At 69.1% G+C, this 18,116-nt stretch carries 14 protein-coding genes; 7 read left to right on the top strand and 7 right to left on the bottom strand.

The features are described from left to right. Positions 1 to 38 precede the first annotated feature (38 nt). The 5 genes from def to WJ35_RS01990 form a co-directional block, all read right to left on the bottom strand. Positions 39 to 569 carry a peptide deformylase gene (def, locus tag WJ35_RS02010; RefSeq protein WP_059659353.1) on the bottom strand — a complete coding sequence of 177 codons (531 nt, stop codon included), beginning with the start codon at positions 567 to 569 and terminating at the stop codon, positions 39 to 41. Further along, positions 566 to 2,641, bottom strand: coding sequence for an NAD-dependent DNA ligase LigA (gene ligA, locus WJ35_RS02005; protein WP_060235030.1), 2,076 nt, complete (start codon positions 2,639 to 2,641; stop codon positions 566 to 568). The genes def and ligA overlap by 4 nt, the downstream gene beginning before the upstream one ends. A gap of 154 nt (positions 2,642 to 2,795) precedes the next feature. Continuing rightward, positions 2,796 to 4,091 carry a cell division protein ZipA C-terminal FtsZ-binding domain-containing protein gene (locus WJ35_RS02000; protein ID WP_060235031.1) on the bottom strand — a complete coding sequence of 432 codons (1,296 nt, stop codon included), beginning with the start codon at positions 4,089 to 4,091 and terminating at the stop codon, positions 2,796 to 2,798. Positions 4,092 to 4,190: 99 nt separating this feature from the next. Further along, positions 4,191 to 7,703, bottom strand: coding sequence for a chromosome segregation protein SMC (gene smc / locus WJ35_RS01995; protein ID WP_059527902.1), 3,513 nt, complete (start codon positions 7,701 to 7,703; stop codon positions 4,191 to 4,193). Positions 7,704 to 7,841: 138 nt separating this feature from the next. Next, positions 7,842 to 8,783, bottom strand: coding sequence for a DMT family transporter (locus tag WJ35_RS01990; protein ID WP_060235032.1), 942 nt, complete (start codon positions 8,781 to 8,783; stop codon positions 7,842 to 7,844). 159 nt (positions 8,784 to 8,942) lie between these two features. Between WJ35_RS01990 and dapC the strand changes: the two genes are divergently transcribed. From dapC to cls, 6 genes are all read left to right on the top strand, one after another. Further along, a complete protein-coding gene (dapC, locus tag WJ35_RS01985; RefSeq protein ID WP_060235033.1) occupies positions 8,943 to 10,190 on the top strand; it encodes a succinyldiaminopimelate transaminase in 1,248 nt (415 codons plus the stop codon). A gap of 43 nt (positions 10,191 to 10,233) precedes the next feature. Next, positions 10,234 to 11,061, top strand: a complete 828-nt coding sequence (dapD, locus tag WJ35_RS01980; protein WP_010092049.1) for a 2,3,4,5-tetrahydropyridine-2,6-dicarboxylate N-succinyltransferase — start codon at positions 10,234 to 10,236, stop codon at positions 11,059 to 11,061. Next, entirely contained in the window at positions 11,061 to 11,429 is a 369-nt protein-coding gene (locus WJ35_RS01975) for an ArsC family reductase (RefSeq protein ID WP_010092048.1), read from the top strand. Before dapD ends, WJ35_RS01975 begins: the two co-directional genes overlap by 1 nt. A gap of 90 nt (positions 11,430 to 11,519) precedes the next feature. Continuing rightward, the gene (dapE, locus tag WJ35_RS01970; RefSeq protein WP_060235034.1) at positions 11,520 to 12,659 is read left to right on the top strand and encodes a succinyl-diaminopimelate desuccinylase; all 1,140 of its coding nucleotides are present in this window, start codon (positions 11,520 to 11,522) and stop codon (positions 12,657 to 12,659) included. An 11-nt stretch (positions 12,660 to 12,670) separates the two neighbouring features. Beyond that, a complete protein-coding gene (gene prmB / locus WJ35_RS01965) occupies positions 12,671 to 13,588 on the top strand; it encodes a 50S ribosomal protein L3 N(5)-glutamine methyltransferase (RefSeq protein ID WP_069238662.1) in 918 nt (305 codons plus the stop codon). Positions 13,589 to 13,691: 103 nt separating this feature from the next. Next, on the top strand, positions 13,692 to 15,134 hold the full coding sequence (gene cls, locus WJ35_RS01960; protein WP_069238661.1) for a cardiolipin synthase: 1,443 nt from the start codon (positions 13,692 to 13,694) through the stop codon (positions 15,132 to 15,134). Positions 15,135 to 15,179: 45 nt separating this feature from the next. Here cls and WJ35_RS01955 read toward each other — a convergent pair whose 3' ends face one another. Continuing rightward, positions 15,180 to 15,659 (bottom strand): glutathione peroxidase, encoded by a 480-nt coding sequence (locus tag WJ35_RS01955; RefSeq protein WP_010092044.1) that lies wholly within the window; start codon positions 15,657 to 15,659, stop codon positions 15,180 to 15,182. A gap of 132 nt (positions 15,660 to 15,791) precedes the next feature. On the opposite strand from WJ35_RS01955, the gene WJ35_RS01950 reads away from it, so the two are divergent. Next, positions 15,792 to 17,723, top strand: a complete 1,932-nt coding sequence (locus WJ35_RS01950; RefSeq protein ID WP_060235037.1) for an ATP-binding cassette domain-containing protein — start codon at positions 15,792 to 15,794, stop codon at positions 17,721 to 17,723. Positions 17,724 to 17,751: 28 nt separating this feature from the next. Here the strand turns inward: WJ35_RS01950 and WJ35_RS01945 are convergent, their stop codons facing one another. Continuing rightward, positions 17,752 to 18,018 carry a DUF2866 domain-containing protein gene (locus tag WJ35_RS01945; protein WP_010092042.1) on the bottom strand — a complete coding sequence of 89 codons (267 nt, stop codon included), beginning with the start codon at positions 18,016 to 18,018 and terminating at the stop codon, positions 17,752 to 17,754. Between the last annotated feature and the right edge of the window lie 98 nt (positions 18,019 to 18,116).

Raw genomic sequence — 18,116 nt, 5'->3', positions numbered from 1 at the left:
TTCCGGCGGGCAATGCGAACGATCGCGCCCGTCCCCCATCAGTCGTCCGTCGCGTCGAGCCCCGGAAACAGCACGTCGGTAAACCCGAAGCGCGTGAAGTCGGTGATCCGCATCGGGTACAGCTTGCCGATCAGGTGATCGTATTCGTGCTGGACGACCCGCGCGTGAAACCCTTCGGCGACCCGGTCGATCTTCGCGCCGAACTGGTCGAAGCCGCTGTAGCGGATCTTCGCGTAGCGGCTGACGACGCCGCGCATGCCCGGCACCGACAGGCAGCCTTCCCAGCCCTCCTCCATGTCCGGCGGCATGTACTCGACCTTCGGGTTGATCAGCACCGTCTCGGGCACGGGCGGCGCTTCCGGGTAGCGGTTGTTGTTGCCGAAGCCGAAGATGATGACCTGCAGGCCGACGCCGATCTGCGGCGCGGCCAATCCCGCGCCGTTCGCGTGATGCATCGTCTCGAACATGTCGGCGACCAGTTCGTGCAGCGCCGGCGTGTCGAAGCGCTCGACCGGCTGGGCGATCTCGAGCAGACGGGGATCGCCCATCTTCAGAATCTCGCGAATCATGGCGCATGGCCCTCCAGAAGTTGGTGCAATCCGTCTTCGTCCAGCACCGGGATGCCGAGTTCCTCGGCCTTCGCGAGCTTGCTGCCCGCCTCCGCGCCCGCGACGACATAATCCGTCTTCTTCGACACCGAGCCGGCGACCTTCGCGCCGGCCGCCTCGAGCATCTCCTTCGCCGCATCGCGCGTGAGGTTCGGCAGCGTGCCCGTCAGCACGACGGTCTTGCCGGCCAGCACGCCCTGCGGCGCCTTCGGCGCGGGCGGCCCTTCGGGCCACGTGACTTTGCCCGGCGCGCGCAGCTGCTCGATCACCGTGCGGTTGTGCTCCTCCGCGAAGAACTGGTGGATCGACTCGGCGACGATCGGCCCGACGTCGTTGACTTCGAGCAATTCCTCGACCGTCGCATCCATGATCGGGTTCAGCGAGCCGAAATGCTTCGCGAGGTCCTTCGCGGTCGATTCGCCGACGTGGCGGATGCCGAGCCCGTAGATGAAGCGTGCCAGCGTCGTGTGCTTGGCCTTCTCGAGCGAATCGAGCAGGTTCTGCGCGGACTTCTCCGCGAACCGGTCGAGTTCCGCGAGCGTCGCGAAGCCGAGGTTGAACAGGTCTGCCGGCGTGCGCACGATGTTCTGCTCGACCAGCTGGTCGATGATCTTCTCGCCGAGCCCGTCGATGTCGAGCGCGCGCCGCTGCGCGAAGTGCCACAGCGCCTGCTTGCGCTGCGCCGGGCAGAACAGGCCGCCCGTGCAGCGGGCGATCGCCTCGTCCGGCAACCGCTCGATGCGCGAGCCGCACACCGGGCACTCGGTCGGCATCACGAACTCCGGCGCAGGGTCCGGCCGCCGGTCGAGCACCGCGCCGACCACTTCCGGAATCACGTCGCCCGCACGCCTCACGATCACCGTGTCGCCGATGCGGATGTCCTTGCGGCGCACCTCGTCCTCGTTGTGCAGCGTTGCGTTGGTCACGGTCGCGCCGCCGACGAACACCGGCTCGAGCCGCGCGACCGGCGTGATCGCACCGGTACGCCCGACCTGCACATCGATCGCGACGAGCGTCGTCAGCGCTTCCTGCGCGGGGAACTTGTGCGCGAGCGCGAAGCGCGGCGCGCGCGACACGAAGCCGAGCCGCTCCTGTTCGTCGCGGCGGTTCACCTTGTAGACGACGCCGTCGATGTCGTACGGCAGCGACTCGCGCTGCTCGCCGATCTTGCGGAAGAACCCGAGCAGCCCGTTAGCGCCGCGCACGACCGCGCGCTCGCGGTTCACCGGCAGGCCGAGCGCCTCGTACCAGTCGAGCAGCGCGCTGTGCGTGTCGGGCATCGGCGCGCCGTCGAGCACGCCGATCCCGTACGCGAAGAACGACAGCGGGCGCTGCGCGGTGATCTTCGGATCGAGCTGGCGCAGGCTGCCGGCCGCCGCGTTGCGCGGGTTCGCGAATTCGCGCTGCCCGGCCGCGCGCTGGCGTTCGTTCAGGCGCGCGAAATCGCGCTTGAACATCAGCACCTCGCCGCGCACGTCGAGCACGGCCGGCAGGTTCTTGCCCTTCAGCTTCAGCGGCAGCGAGCGGATCGTGCGGACGTTCTGCGTCACGTCCTCGCCGGTCGTGCCGTCGCCGCGCGTCGACGCCTGCACGAACACGCCGTTTTCGTAGCGCAGCGAGATGGCGAGGCCGTCGAATTTCAGCTCGCACGCGTATTCGACAGGGTCGGTCACCGACCCGGCGAGATCGACGGCCTTGTCGAGCGCGTCGGCGATGCGCTTGTCGAACGCGACGATGTCCTCGTCCTCGAAGCCGTTGTTCAGCGACAGCATCGGCGCGTCGTGGACGACCGGCGTGAAGCCGCCCGCGACCGCGCCGCCGACGCGCTGCGTCGGCGAGTCGGGCGTCACGAGTTCGGGGTGGTCCGCCTCGATCTGTTGCAGTTCGAGAAACAGTCGGTCGTATTCGGCGTCCGGCAGGTCCGGCTGGTCGAGCACGTAATAGGCGTGGTTCGCCCGCTCGAGTTGGTCGCGCAGCCACGCGGCGCGCGCGTCGGGCTGGCTGGCTGGCGGTTCGGCTTGGGTTCGGGCCATGCTGGCGGCAGATTCTTTCTGAGACAATCGAATGCCAGATTATCTCAGTTTGGCGCCGCGCCGGGGGCCGGAAACGGCGTGGCGCGCGATGCTGCCGACAGCCGCCGGCAGCGGGTCGCGGCGGCGGATCGCGCGCCGCGACCAGTGGTTCGCGTTACTGGCTGAACAGCCGCCGCGTGACCGGCGAGCCGGCCGGGATGCCGGCCTCCTCGAGCTTCGCGTACAGCTTCATCAGTTGCTGCTCGATCGCGAGCAGCGTCGATTCCGGCAGCGGCCGGCGCTGGTCGTCGACCACCCGCGCGCCGATCCGCTCGGACAGCGACTTCGCGTAGTCGCACATCAGCCGGAACGGCAGGATGTCCTCTTCCGCGACCGGCACGTCGAGCACCAGCGTGATCATGTTGCCGCCCTTGTAGGTCAGATCGTCGCGCAGGAAGTTGGTGTCGCCGAACTGCAGCATGAACACCGGATTCTGCTTCGCGTCGAGCTTGACGAAGCGCGTGCCGTCGCGCGACAGCAGCAGCCCGTCCTGCGACGCCACCGCCTGCACGTAGTTGGCCGACCACGGCGCGCCGTCCGACATCACGTTGATCAACAGCTGCGCGTCGCATTGCGCGGCGAAGCCGTCGAGCTCGCGCGCCATCGACACCGTCTCCATCATGTCCGGGAATTCGGGCGCGCCGTCGATCGCGTCGGCGAACTGCTGGACGCCCGTCACGAATTCCGAGAACTCCAGCTCGTTCAGCGGGCCGCCGCGGTTCGCGAGCTGCGCGGCCGCGCGCAGCTCGTCGTAGCGCACGCCGTTCTGCAGCAGCTCCCAGTTGCCGCCTTCCGGCTTGCCTTCGATGTGCACCGGCTTGCTCCCCGCGCGGCGCAGGCGCTGCGCGACCGGCAGGATCTTGTCGCCCGGCAGCGGCGACGCGAGGCGGATCGGCACGATGCAATCGATCCGGCGGTCGACGACCGCGGGCGGCGCCGCGGAGATCGTCGTCGCGGCCGGCAGCACCGGCTCGGCAGGCTTGACCGGCTCGACCGGCTCGCTCGCGCCGCTATCGTCGGCCGTCTCGGCGACCGGCAGGTCGGCCGACGTCGCCTCGGCCTGCAGGTCCGCCGGCATGTCGGCAGGCGCCGCGCCGCCCAAGGCGGCCCCGCCTAAGGTGGCCCCACCGAACGTCGGCTCGACGCGCGCCGCCTCGGCCGACGCGCCGGCTGCGCCCGCTGCAGCCTCGGCGTCCGGCGCCGCCGATTCGCGGCGCGCCGGCTGGCGCACGGGCTCGATGAACGGCAGCTCGTCGTCGCGTTCCGGGCGGTGCATCGCGTCCGCCGTCTCCTGAGGCATCGGACGCGGCATCCTGCGCCGCACCTTCGCGCCCTGCCACGCGTTGTAGACCACGACGCCGCCCACCACGACCGCGCCTGCGCCGATCAAACCGAGTGTCAACTCGTCCATGCACGCTCCATCACGATTCTTTTTCGTTGGGCTCGCAAGCGGGGCGCCATTGCGCCGGGCGGCTCCGTGCCGCACGCCCGCGAACCCGGTTCGTAAACGTCAATTCTGGGCAAAACCCGCGGCGGTTTCCATGTCCACCGCGACGATCCGCGACACGCCCTGCTCCTGCATCGTCACGCCGATCAGCTGCTGCGCCATCTCCATCGCGATCTTGTTGTGCGAGATGAAGAGGAACTGCGTCTTGTCCGACATCGCGCGCACGAGATTCGCGAAACGCTCGGTGTTCGCGTCGTCGAGCGGTGCGTCGACCTCGTCCAGCAGACAGAACGGGGCCGGATTCAGCTGGAACATCGCGAACACCAGCGCGGTCGCGGTCAGCGCCTTCTCGCCGCCGGACAGCAGGTGAATCGTCGCGTTCTTCTTGCCGGGCGGCTGCGCCATCACCTGCACGCCGGCGTCGAGGATCTCGTCGCCCGTCATGATCAGCTTCGCCTGGCCGCCGCCGAACAGGCGCGGGAACAGGTCGCTGAAGTGACGATTGACTTCGTCGAAGGTTCCCTGCAGCAGCGTGCGGGTTTCCTGGTCGATCTTGTGGATCGCGTCCTCGAGGGTCGTGATCGCGTCGTTCAGGTCGGCCGACTGCGCGTCGAGGAACACCTTGCGCTCGTTCGCGGCCTTCAGTTCGTCGAGCGCCGCCATGTTCACGGGGCCGAGCGCGTTGATCGCATTGTTGATCCGCGTGACCTCGCCCTGCAGGTACGACGGCTTCAGGTCCGGCGTCAGCTTCTCGCGCAGCGCGGCCTCGTCGACCTCGGCCGTCGCGAGCTGCTCGGCGAACTGCTCGACCGCCAGGCGCGCCGCCTGCTCCTTCAGCTGCAGCTCGGTGATGCGGTCGCGCAGCGGCTGCAGCGAACGCTCGGCGACGAGACGCTGCTCGTCCGACGCGCGCAGCTTCGCGGTCAGGTCGTCGAGCTCGATGCGCGCGGCCTGCAGCGCCTCTTCCTTCACCGCGCGGATTTCGAGCGCGTCCTGCAGGCCCGTATGCGCGGTCTGCTCGTTGATCGTCTCGAGCTCGGCGCGCGCGTCTTCCAGCGACGCGGCGACGCGCTCGCTCTGCTCGTGCGCGACCTGGATGCTGCGCTTGAGCTCGTCGATCCGGGTCGCCGCGTTGCGCGCGGCGAAGCGCGCGTCGTTCGCGCCGCGCTCCAGATCGCGCGCCGCCTGGCGCGCCTGCGACAGCGATTCGTCGAGCGACTCGAACGCGAGCTGGTTGTCCTCGAAGCGCGCCTGCAGTTCCGCGAGCTCGCCGTCGAAGCGCTCGAAATTCGCCTCCGACTCCGCGCGCAGCGCACGCTGCTCCTCGACCTGCGCGCCGATTTCCTCGAGCTCCTCGCGGATCTGCGTGCTGCGCTGCGTGTAGCGCTCGTGCGCCTGCGCGAGCTTCAGCACGTCCATCTGCAGCGCGTGCACCCGCTGCGTCGCGCGCTCGGCCTGCGCGCGCACGTCGGTGAGCGCCTGCGTCGCCTGCGTGTGCGCGGCTTCCGCGCGCACCACGGCCGACTTCGCCTCGTCCGCGAGCAGCGCCTGCGCGCGCACCTGGCGCGTCAGGTTCTCGATTTCCTGCTGGCGGGCGAGCATCCCCGCCTGTTCCGAATCGGCCGCGTACAGCTGCACGCCGACGCGCGTGACGAGATGGCCCGCCTTGACGACGAACGAGCCGCCGGCCGGCAGCTGCGTGCGCGTCGCGAGCGCCTGCGCGACGTCGTCGGCGACGTACACGTTGCCGAGCCAGTCGTTCAGCACCGCGCGGATGCCCGCGTCGTCGATGCGCACGAGCGACAGCACCGGGCGCAGCCCGGCCGCCGCCACGGGCGGCTCGCCGGCCGGCGGCGGCGCGTAGAACGCGAGCTTCGCGGGCGGCGCGTCGGTCGCGAACGCCTTCACCCAGTCGAGATTCGACACTTCGAGCGCGGCGAGCCGCTCGCGCAGCACGGCCTCGAGCGCCGTTTCCCAGCCCGGCTCGACATGCAGCTTCTTCCACAGCCGCGGCAGCGTGCCGAGCTCGTGCTTGTCGAGCCACGGCTGCACCTTGCCTTCGGTCTGCACGTTCTCCTGCAGCTGCTTGAGCGCGGCGAGGCGCGCCTCGAGCTGATGGATCTGCGCGCTTTCGGCCTGCACGCGCTCGTGCGCGGCGCGGCGCTCGGCGTCGAGGCGCGGCACGGTTTCCTGCGCGTCGGCAAGCCGCGCCTGCGCGTCGGAGAGGATTTCTTCCTGTTCGGCCAGCTGCATGCGCAGCTCCTCGAGCTGCGCCTCGTCCGGCGCGTCGAGGCCGCCCGCTTCCGCCTTCAGGCGTTCCTGCCGCTGCTGCAGCTGCTGCAGCTGCTGGTCGGCGTTGCGCTGGTGCGCGGCCTCGAGCTTCAGCGACTGCTCGGTCTGCGCGATCCGCGCGCGCTCGTCGTTGAGCTGCGCCTGCGCATCACGCCAGGTCGCCTCGAGCGCCGGCAGCGCGTCATGCTTCGCCGCGGCGTCATCCTCGGCGAGCGCGGCCTTCTCGTCGGCGATCGCGCGCGCTTCCTCGGCGTCCGCGAGCTCGTCCTGCGCCTTCTCGGCCTGCGCGCGCCACTGCTCGCGCTGCGCGTCGAGCGCGGCGATCTGCGCCTGCACGCGGTTGCGCGATTCGACGATGAACTTGATCTCGGCTTCCAGCCGGCTGACCTCGGCGTTCGCCTCGTAGAGCGAGCCCTGCGCGCCCTGCATCGCGTCGCTCGCCGCGTAGTGCGCAACGCGCAGCGTCTCGAGCTGCGACTCGACCTCGCGCAGCTTCGCGGTCTGCGCCTCCAGGTCGATCTGCGCCTGTTCGATCGCGCGCTGCTGCTTCTGCTGCTCGCCGCCGGCCTCGTTCTTGCGCAGCAGCCACAGCAGGCGCTGCTTTTCCTCGCCGTCGGCGACGAGCTCCTTGTACTTGGTCGCGACGACCGCCTGCGCCTCGAGCTTCTCGAGGTTCGCGGTGAGCTCGCGGACGATGTCCTCGACGCGGGTCAGGTTCTCGCGCGTGTCGTGCAGGCGGTTCTCGGTCTCGCGGCGGCGTTCCTTGTACTTCGACACGCCCGCGGCTTCCTCGAGGAACACGCGCAGCTCTTCGGGCTTCGCCTCGATGATCCGCGCGATCATGCCCTGCCCGATGATCGCGTACGCGCGCGGGCCGAGGCCGGTGCCGAGGAAGATGTCCTGGATGTCGCGGCGGCGCGCCGGCAGGTTGTTGATGTAGTAGCTCGACGTGCCGTCGCGCGTCAGCACGCGCTTCACGGCGATCTCGCCGTACTGGCCCCACTGCCCGGCCGCGCGGCCGTCGGAGTTGTCGAAGATCAGCTCGACGCTCGCCCGGCTGCCGGGCTTGCGGGCGGTCGAGCCGTTGAAGATCACGTCCTGCATCGACTCGCCGCGCAGCTCGGACGCGCGCGACTCGCCGAGCACCCAGCGCACGGCGTCGATGATGTTGGACTTGCCGCACCCGTTCGGGCCTACCACGCCGACAAGCTGGCCCGGAACCTGGAAATGCGTGGGATCGACGAAGGATTTGAAGCCAGCGAGTTTGATCGAGCTCAGACGCACGGCGGTATCGGATGTGAAGAAGGTGTGAAACGGACGACGACACGCCGCGCCGGACCAGCCGGCCCTTGCGCGCGGCGCGCCTCGGAATTCAAAAACGGGGCCGCGCTCTCGAGCGTCGGGCCCCGCAAACGGCACCCATCATACCATCGCGCGTGCGCCGTCCCGCCCGTTCCCGGGTTTGTCCTGCGCGGCGCGCGGCCGGTGGACCCGGCTCGACAGCAGCGTCGCGAGCACGATGCAGGCGCCACCTGCCCACTCCCGCGCGCCCGGCAGCTCGCTCGCAAACACCCACGCCGACAGCGCGGTGATGACGATCTCGAACAGCATGATGATCGACGCCCGGTTCGCCGGCACGCGCGCGAGCCCAAACTGCACCAGCAGGTTGTTGGACGCCATCGTCACGCCGATGCCCGCGACCAGCAGCGCCGCGACGCCCAGATTCCCGCCCGCCGGCACGGCCGGCAGCCCCTCGAACAGGGACGCGATCGCGCCGAACACCGCCGCGCCGCCGAACAGCGTCGCGGTGCGCATCTCGGCCCGCATCTGCGGCAGCTCGCGGCTCGCCTTGACGACCAGCACGTTGCTCATCGCGAAGCTCAGCCCGGCCGCGAGCCCCGCCCATTCGGCCGGGTTGGCCGGCAGCGGCACGCCGAGCCGCGGCGACCACAGCATCAGCATCGCGCCGCCGATCGACAGCGCGGCGAGCCCCGCGCCCGCCCAGGTGAGCCGCTCGCGCAGCAGGAAGTGCGCGTAGATCGCGGTCCATGCGGGGGTCAGATAGAACAGCAGCATCACGCGCAGCACCTCGCCGTGGATCGTGCCCCACACGAAGCCGAGGTTGGTGATCCCGGCCGTCACTGCGATGCCCGGCAGCACCCAGTGCCAGCGCAGCGTCGCGATCGCGCGGCGCCGCGCGACGATCACGAACAGGAACGCGACGACGCTCGTCAGCGCGCTCGCCGCGGTGCCCGTCAGGCCCAGCGACGCCAGGATCCGCAACGGATACCAGATCAGGCCCCACACCGACGCGCCGATCAGGATCGCCAGCGTCGGCAGGCTGCCGCGTACCGCATTGTTCATGTGCTTCGATACCCTTGGTTCGCCCGCCCCGGCCGCCGTCGCGGCGGGCCGTGAGCGCATGGCGTCACGTTATAATCGTCGGTCGCGAGCCGCGCGCCTTCCGCGCCCGTTCGCAGCCGCGCGGCGCGAGCGCCGCCCCTTTCGCTCCAACCGGCCGCGATGGCCGCTTCGCCCGTGAACCCTCGACTCGACTCGCTCCAGCCCTATCCATTCGAAAAGCTGCGCGCCCTGTTCAAGGACGTGACGCCCGGTGCCGGTACGCCCGCCGCCGGCCTGAAACCGATCAGCTTCGGCATCGGCGAGCCCAAGCACCCGACCCCGGCGCTGATCCGCGACGCCGCGGTGGTCGCGCTCGACGGCCTCGCCGCGTATCCGCCCACGGCCGGCTCGGATGCGCTGCGCACGTCGATCGCGCGCTGGCTCGAGCGCCGCTACGGACTGCCGGCGATCGATCCGGCGACGCAGGTGCTGCCCGCGTCAGGCTCGCGCGAAGCGCTGTTCTCGCTCGCGCAGACGGTGATCGACGCGAGCCGCTCCGCCGGCGGCGAGAAGGCGATCGTACTCTGTCCGAATCCGTTCTATCAAATTTACGAAGGCGCGGCGCTGCTGGCCGGCGCCGAGCCGTATTTCGCGAACAGCGACCCGGCCCGCAACTACGCGTGCGACTACGCGGCCGTGCCGGACGAAGTCTGGGCGCGCACCCAGCTGCTGTACGTGTGCTCGCCGGGCAACCCGACCGGCGCGGTGCTCACGCTCGACGACTGGCGCGAGCTGTTCGCGCTGTCCGACCGCCACGGCTTCGTGATCGCGTCCGACGAATGCTATTCGGAGATCTACTTCGACGAGTCGAAGCCGCCGCTCGGCGGGCTCGAGGCCGCGCACCGCCTCGGCCGCGGCTTCGAGCGGCTCGTGATGCTGTCGAGCCTGTCGAAGCGCTCGAACGTGCCGGGCATGCGCTCGGGCTTCGTTGCCGGCGACGCCGCGCTGCTGAAGAAATTCCTGCTGTACCGCACGTACCACGGCTCGGCGCTGTCGCCGGTCTGGCAGCAGGCGAGCATCGCCGCATGGAACGACGAGGCGCACGTGCGCGAGAACCGCGCGCTGTACGTGCAGAAGTTCGACGCGGTGACGCCGATGCTCGCCGACGTGATCGACGTGAAGCTGCCCGACGCCGCGTTCTACCTGTGGGCCAACGTCGCGCGCACCGGCCTGTCGGACACCGAGTTCGCCCGGCGCCTGTACGCCGACTATAATGTGACGGTTCTGCCCGGCTCGTATCTCGCGCGCGACGCGCACGGCACGAATCCGGGCCGCGATTTCATCCGGATCGCGCTCGTCGCGGGCACCCCCGAATGCGTCGAGGGCGCGCAACGCATCGTCGACTTCTGCCGCGGCCTCGCCCGGTAATCGACCCTCCCGATCAATTCCTTCATCTCCTGCGAAAACGAACATGTCGCAACAACTTCAGCAAATCATCGATACCGCCTGGGACAACCGCGCCGAGCTGTCGCCGAAGGCCGCGCCCGCCGAAGTCCGTGACGCCGTCGCGCACGCGATCGAGCAGCTCGACAAAGGCGCGCTGCGCGTCGCCGAGAAGATCGACGGCAGCTGGACCGTGCATCAGTGGCTGAAGAAGGCCGTGCTGCTGTCGTTCCGCCTGGAGGACAACGCGCCGATGCCGGCCGGCGGCTACTCGCAGTTCTACGACAAGGTGCCGTCGAAGTTCGCGAACTACACCGCCGAAGACTTCGCCGCGGGCGGCTTCCGCGTCGTGCCGCCGGCGATCGCGCGCCGCGGCTCGTTCATCGCGAAGAACGTCGTGCTGATGCCGTCGTACACGAACATCGGCGCGTACGTCGACGAAGGCACGATGGTCGACACGTGGGCGACCGTCGGCTCGTGCGCGCAGATCGGCAAGAACGTGCACCTGTCGGGCGGCGTCGGCATCGGCGGCGTGCTCGAGCCGCTGCAGGCGAACCCGGTCATCATCGAGGACAACTGCTTCATCGGCGCGCGCTCGGAAGTCGTCGAAGGCGTGATCGTCGAGGAAAACTCGGTGATCTCGATGGGCGTGTACCTCGGCCAGAGCACCAAGATCTACGACCGCGAAACCGGCGAAGTCAGCTACGGCCGCATCCCGGCCGGCTCGGTCGTCGTCGCGGGCAACCTGCCGTCGAAGGACGGCTCGCACAGCCTGTACTGCGCGGTGATCGTGAAGAAGGTCGACGCGAAGACCCGCGCGAAGGTCGGCCTGAACGAACTGCTGCGAGGCGACTGATGGCGAAGCCGCGCACCGTGGTCGTCTACGGCATTCCGAACTGCGACACCGTGAAGAAAGCCCGCGTGTGGCTCGACGACCACGGCGTCGAATTCGAGTTTCACGATTTCAAGAAGGCCGGCGTCAGCGTGCCTCTGGTCGAAGACTGGCTGAAGGACGTGCCGCTCGACGCGCTCGTGAACAAGCGCGGCACCACGTGGCGCGGCCTCGACGACGCCATGAAGGCGGCCGCGGAAACGCAGGCCGGCGCGGTCGCGCTGATGATCCACAAGCCGTCGGTCATCAAGCGCCCCGTGCTCGTCGTCAACGGCCGCGTGAAATCGCTCGGCTTCGCGGCCGACCAGTACGCGGCACTGTTCGCCGCCTAGGGCCTCGCTGGCCTGCTGCCGCCGCACGGCGCCCGAACACCTCGCTGCCGGCCACCGCGCCGGCATTTTTTATCGAAAGTGGTCCGAACCATGTCCGCCACCCTAGCCCTTACCGAACAGCTGATCGCGCGCGCGTCCGTCACGCCCGACGACCAACACTGCCAGCAGATCATGACCGAGCGCCTCGCCGCGCTCGGCTTCGACATCGAGACCATCGCGTCGCACGGCGTGACCAACCTGTGGGCCGTCAAGCGCGGCGCCGCCGGCCGCGACGGCAAGCTGCTCGCGTTCGCGGGCCACACCGACGTCGTGCCGACCGGCCCGCTCGAGCAATGGACGTCGCCGCCGTTCATTCCCGCGCATCGCGACGGCAAGCTGTACGGCCGCGGCGCGGCCGACATGAAGACCTCGCTCGCGGGCTTCGTCGTCGCGACCGAGGAATTCGTCGCGGCGCACCCGAACCACCGCGGCTCGATCGCATTCCTGATCACGAGTGACGAGGAAGGCCCGGCGACCGACGGCACCGTGAAGGTCGTCGAACTGCTCGAAACGCGCGGCGAGCGCGTCGACTACTGCATCGTCGGCGAGCCGACGTCGACCGCCGAACTCGGCGACGTCGTGAAGAACGGCCGCCGCGGCTCGATGTCCGGCGAGCTGATCGTCAAGGGCGTGCAGGGCCACATCGCATACCCGCACCTCGCAAAGAACCCGATCCACCTGCTCGCGCCGGCGCTCGCCGAGCTCGCCGCCGAACAGTGGGACGAAGGCAACGAGTACTTCCCGCCGACCACCTGGCAGGTATCGAACCTGCATGCGGGCACCGGCGCGACCAACGTGATTCCGGGCCATGCCGACCTGCTGTTCAACTTCCGCTTCTCGACGGCGAGCACCGTCGAAGGCCTGCAGGCGCGCGTGCACGCGATCCTCGACAAGCACGGGCTCGACTACGAACTCAACTGGTCGATCAGCGGCCTGCCGTTCCTGACGCCGCGCGGCGAGCTGTCGAATGCGCTCGAGACGGCGATCCGCGCCGAAACCGGCATCACGACCGAGCTGTCGACGACGGGCGGCACGTCGGACGGCCGCTTCATCGCGCGCATCTGCCCGCAGGTGATCGAGTTCGGCCCGCCGAACGGCAGCATCCACAAGATCGACGAGCACATCGAGGTGCGCTTCATCGATCCGCTGAAGAACGTGTACCGCCGCGTGCTCGAACAACTGATCGCCTGATGGAGTCCCGAATGACGACGACACCTTTTGCAACAGTTCGCGACCTGCTGCGCTACGCGGTCACGCGCTTCTCGAAGGCGAAGCTCGCGTTCGGCCACGGCTCGGACAACGCTTACGACGAAGCGGCCTATCTGGTGCTGCGCACGCTCGACCTGCCGCTCGACACGCTCGAGCCGTTCCTCGACGCGCGCCTGCTGCCCGACGAGATCGACGCCGTGCTGACCGTGATCGAGCGGCGCGCGACCGAGCGCGTGCCGGCCGCCTATCTGACGCACGAGGCGTGGATGCACGGCCACCGCTTCTACGTCGACGAGCGCGTGATCGTGCCGCGCTCGTTCATCGGCGAGCTGCTCGACGACGGCCTGCAGCCGTACGTCGCCGATCCCGAGCAGGTCGGCGCGGTGCTCGAGCTGTGCACCGGTTCCGGCTGCCTCGCGATCCTCGCGGCGAGCGCGTTCCCGAACGCCGAGATCGACGCGGTCGACCTGTCCGACAAGGCGCTCGAGGTCGCGGAGATCAACGTGCGCGACTACGGGCTCGAGGACCGCATCTCGCTGCACCGCGGCGACCTCTACGCGCCGCTGCCGCTGTTCCGCTCGTCGTCCGAGCCGGGCGCGCGCTACGACGTGATCCTGACGAACCCGCCGTACGTCAACGCGGCGTCGATGGCCGCGCTGCCGCCCGAATACCGGCACGAGCCCGAGATGGCGCTCGCCGGCGGCGAAGACGGGATGGACGTCGTGCGCCGCATCATCGGCGAGGCGCGCAACTGGCTGCACGACGACGGCATGCTCGTCGTCGAGATCGGCAACGAGCGCGAGCACGTCGAAGCGGCATTCGGCGGCCTCGAGCTGACGTGGCTGTCGACGAGCGCCGGCGAAGACAGCGTGTTCCTGATCCAGGCGTCGGATCTCCCGCGGAAGCCCTGACGCCCCGCCAGCCCGAACCGCGCGGCGCCCGCTGCGCCGCGCGGTTCGGTAAGATGCGCGTAAGCGGCCGCGATGCCGCGCTTCAGGAGTCCGCCACGCGCTTATGACACTCGACTGGCTACACCTCGGCACGCTCATCCTGGCCATCCATGTGCTCGGAATCGTCGCGGCCTGCCACGCCATCCTGAACACACGCACGTCGCAAGGCGCGATCGCGTGGGCCGTGTCGCTCGCGGCGATGCCCTACCTGACGCTGATCCCGTATCTGTTCCTCGGCCGCAGCAAGTTTTCCGGCTACGTCGACGCGCGCCGCCACGAGACCGAAGCGCTGCGCACGCATACGCATCCCGTCCCGTGGACCGTCGCCGATTCGACCGACGGCGCGGCCGCGAGCGCGCTCGGCCAGCCCGCGGTGCACGCGCTCACGCGGCTCGGCGCAATGCCGTTTCTCGCCGGCAATGCGGTGCGCACGCTCGTCAACGGCGAGGCGACGTTCGCGGCGATCCTGTCGGCGATCGACGACGCGCGCGATTACGTGATCGTCCAGTTCTTCATCGTTCGCGACGACGCGCTCGGCCAGATGCTGCGCGACGCGCTGCTCGCGCGCGCGGCCGCGGGCGTGCGCTGCTACCTGCTGTACGACAGCATCGGCAGCTTCGACCTGCCGCACGGCTACGTCGACGCGCTGCGCGCGGGCGGCGTCGAAGTCCATCCGTTCGCGACCAAGCGCCAGTTCGTCAATCGTTTCCAGCTCAACTTCCGCAATCACCGCAAGATCGTCGTCGTCGACGGCAATCGCGCGTTCGTCGGCGGACACAACGTCGGCGTCGAGTATCTCGGCGCGAAACCCCGGCTGTCGCCGTGGCGCGACACGCACATCGAGCTGCGCGGCCCCGTCGTCGCGAGCATCCAGTACGTGTTCGCGGAAGACTGGCACTGGGCGACGCAGAAGCTGCCGCCGCTCGCGCCGCCGCCCGCCGCGCTGCCGGAGGACGCCGACATGCACTGCCTCGCGGTGCCGATGGGGCCGGCCGACAAGCAGGAAACCGGCTCGCTGTTCTTCGTCGAGACGATCAACGCGGCGCGCGAGCGGATCTGGATCACGACGCCGTATCTCGTCCCCGACGAAGCGGTGATCGCCGCGCTCAAGCTCGCGGTGATGCGCGGGGTCGACGTGCGCATCCTGATCCCGAGCCGGCGCGACCATGTCGTCGTGTTCGAGGCGTCGAAGCTGTACGCGCGCGACCTCGCCGACGCGGGCGTCAAGGTGTTCCGCTACCGGCCGGGCTTCCTGCACCAGAAGGTGGTGCTGATCGACCGCAGCGCGGCCGCGATCGGCAGCGCGAACCTCGACAACCGCTCGTTCCGCCTGAACTTCGAGATCATGGTGCTGACCGTCGATCGCGCATTCGCCGACGAGGTCGAGGCGATGCTCACGGCCGACTTCGCGCTGGCCTATGAAGTCGACGCGAGCGAATACCGCCACTCGCCCGCGTGGCGGCGGGTCGCGATGCACATCGCGCGGCTGTTCGCGCCGATTCTGTGAGCGGCCTCCCGAAGCCCCGGCGACCCGCACCGGCCGCGTCGGGCGTCACAGCAGCTTTTCGACGTCGGCGGCGATTTCGTCGGGCTTGGTCGACGGCGCGTAGCGCTTGACGATCCGGCCGTCGCGGTCGACCAGGAACTTCGTGAAGTTCCACTTGATCGCCTTGAGCCCGAGGATGCCGGGCGCTTCGTCGGTCAGGTAGCGGTACAGCGGATGCGCATTGTCGCCCTTCACGTCGATCTTCGCGAACATCGGGAACGTCACCCCGTAGTTGCGCTCGCAGAATGCGCCGATCTGCGCGGCGTCGCCCGGCTCCTGCTTGCCGAACTGGTTGCACGGGAAGCCGAGCACGAAGAAGCCGCGCGCCGCGTACTGGTCGTAGAGCTTCTGCAGGCCGGCATACTGCGGCGTGAATCCGCACTCGCTCGCCGTGTTGACGATCAGCAGCACCTTGCCGCGATACGCATCGAGCGACGCCGGCGCACCGGCGAGCGTCTCCGCGCTGAAGGAATACAGTGTGGACATCGTGCCCCCTTTCGAATTCGAACCGACGTGAAGTCTAGGCGAAAAACGCGCGGAAACGGCATCTCCCGAACGGCCAATGCCCGGTGCGCGGCCCGCAGTCTAGAATAGCGGTTTTGCCCAGTCATTTCCGTCGTGATCCGTTTCAATCAGTTCAGCCTTGCGCGCGGCACCAAGCCGCTGTTCGACGCGGCGTCGTTCGTGCTCAATCCCGGCGAGAAGGCCGGCCTGATCGGCGCGAACGGCGCCGGCAAGTCGACGCTGTTCGCGGTCCTGCGCGGCGAGCTGCACGCCGACGCGGGCGATTTCTCGATGCCGCCGTCGTGGCGGATCGCCCACGTGTCGCAGGAAACGCCGGCCGTCGAGCGCTCGGCGCTCGACTACACGCTCGACGGCGACGCCGCGCTGCGCGAGATCGAGGCGCGCATCGCCGCTGCTTCGGCCGCGCATGACGGCTCGGCCGAAGCGGAAGCCCATGCGGCGTTCGCCGACGCCGACGGCTACACCGCGCCGGCGCGCGCGGAAGCGCTGCTGCTCGGCCTCGGCTTCACGCTCGCGCAGACGCGCGAGCCGGTCTCGAGCTTCTCCGGCGGCTGGCGCATGCGCCTGAACCTCGCGCAGGCGCTGATGTGCCGCTCCGACCTGCTGCTGCTCGACGAACCGACCAACCACCTCGACCTCGACGCGATCGTCTGGCTCGAAGACTGGCTGCACCGCTACCCCGGCACGCTCGTCGTGATCTCGCACGACCGCGAATTTCTCGACTCCATCTGCAACGTCACGCTGCACCTCGAGAACCGGCAGGTGAAGCGCTACGGCGGCAACTACTCGCAATTCGAAGTGCTGCGCGCGCAGCAGCTCGCGCTGCAGCAAAGCGCGTACGAAAAGCAGCAGAAGACGGTCGCGCACCTGCAGAGCTTCATCGACCGCTTCAAGGCCAAGGCCACCAAGGCCCGCCAGGCGCAGAGCCGGATGAAGGCGCTCGAGAAGATGGAGCTGATCGCGCCGGCGCACGTCGCGTCGCCGTTCACGTTCGAATTCCGCACGCCCGACGCCGCGCCGAACCCGATGATGGTGATGGAAGACGTCCGCTGCGGCTACCACGGCGACGACGGCGCCGAAATCCCGATCGTCGAGCGCGTGTCGCTGTCGATCCAGAACGGCCAGCGCATCGGCCTGCTCGGCGCGAACGGCCAGGGCAAGTCGACGCTGATCAAGACCCTCGCGGCGACGCTCGAGCCGCTGTCCGGCCATGTGCGCGAAGGCAAGGGGCTGACGATCGGCTATTTCGCGCAGCATCAGCTCGAAACGCTGCGCGAGGACGATTCGCCGCTCGCGCACCTCGCGCGGCTCGCGCCCGACACGCGCGAACAGGAGCTGCGCGACTTCCTCGGCGGCTTCAATTTCTCGGGCGACATGGCGACGAGCCCGGTCGCTCCGTTCTCGGGCGGCGAGAAAGCGCGCCTCGCGCTCGCGCTGATCATCTGGCAAAAGCCGAACCTGTTGCTGCTCGACGAGCCGACCAACCACCTCGACCTCGAGACGCGCCACGCGCTGACGATGGCGCTCGCGCAATTCGAAGGCACGCTGATCCTGGTCTCGCACGACCGGCACCTGCTGCGCGCGACGACCGACCAGTTCATGCTCGTCGCGAAGCACCGGCTGCAGCCGTTCGACGGCGACCTCGACGACTACCGCGACTGGCTGCTGCAGCACGCGGCCGAGCAGCGCGCGGCCGCGAAGGCCGACAGCGCAGCCGCGGCGGGCGCGGAGCCGGCCGTCAACCGCAAGGACCAGAAGCGTCAGGAAGCCGAGGCACGGCAGCGGCTGTCGCACCTGAGAAAGCCGCTGCAGACGCGCATCACGAAGCTGGAAAAGGAAATGGAGGCGCTGCACGCGGAGAAGGCCCGCCTCGACGCATTCGTCGCCGATCCGGCGAGCTACGAAGCGGAGCGCAAGACCGAGCTGACCGACGCGATCCGCAGGCTGGGCGACGTCAACGCGCGGCTCGAATCCGTCGAGGGCGACTGGCTCGCCGCGCAGGAAGAGCTCGAGCAGATCGGCTGACCGCCGCGCGGCGCGGCGGGCCACCCGCTCAGCGCCGCGGCAGCGTATCCCGCGGCATCTGCTCGTCGTCGCGCATCAGATGGCGGCGCCCTTCGGTCGGCCGCCGGATCACCTCGACGACTTCCGCTTCCGTCACGTCCTCCGCCACGACCCGTCGCGCGAGACGCCCGTCCGCGTCGATCCATTCGACGATCCGGCACCCGCCGCCCCACGGCTGGCGGATCGGCTCCGACACGCGGCAACCGCGCAGGTTGTAGAGGTGTCGGTCCGGCGCATGCCCGTACTGTTTCAACATAGGTCCCTTTCGCTTTGCACGGTTCGGCTGTCCGCAAAAGGATAGGGAAAAGCAATGTCCGCCGGGTTACACAACCCTACAAAACATTTACAGCGAAT

Source organism: Burkholderia ubonensis, assembly GCF_001718695.1.
GTDB lineage: Bacteria > Pseudomonadota > Gammaproteobacteria > Burkholderiales > Burkholderiaceae > Burkholderia > Burkholderia ubonensis_B.
This window is presented reverse-complemented; position numbering and strand designations above follow the sequence as displayed.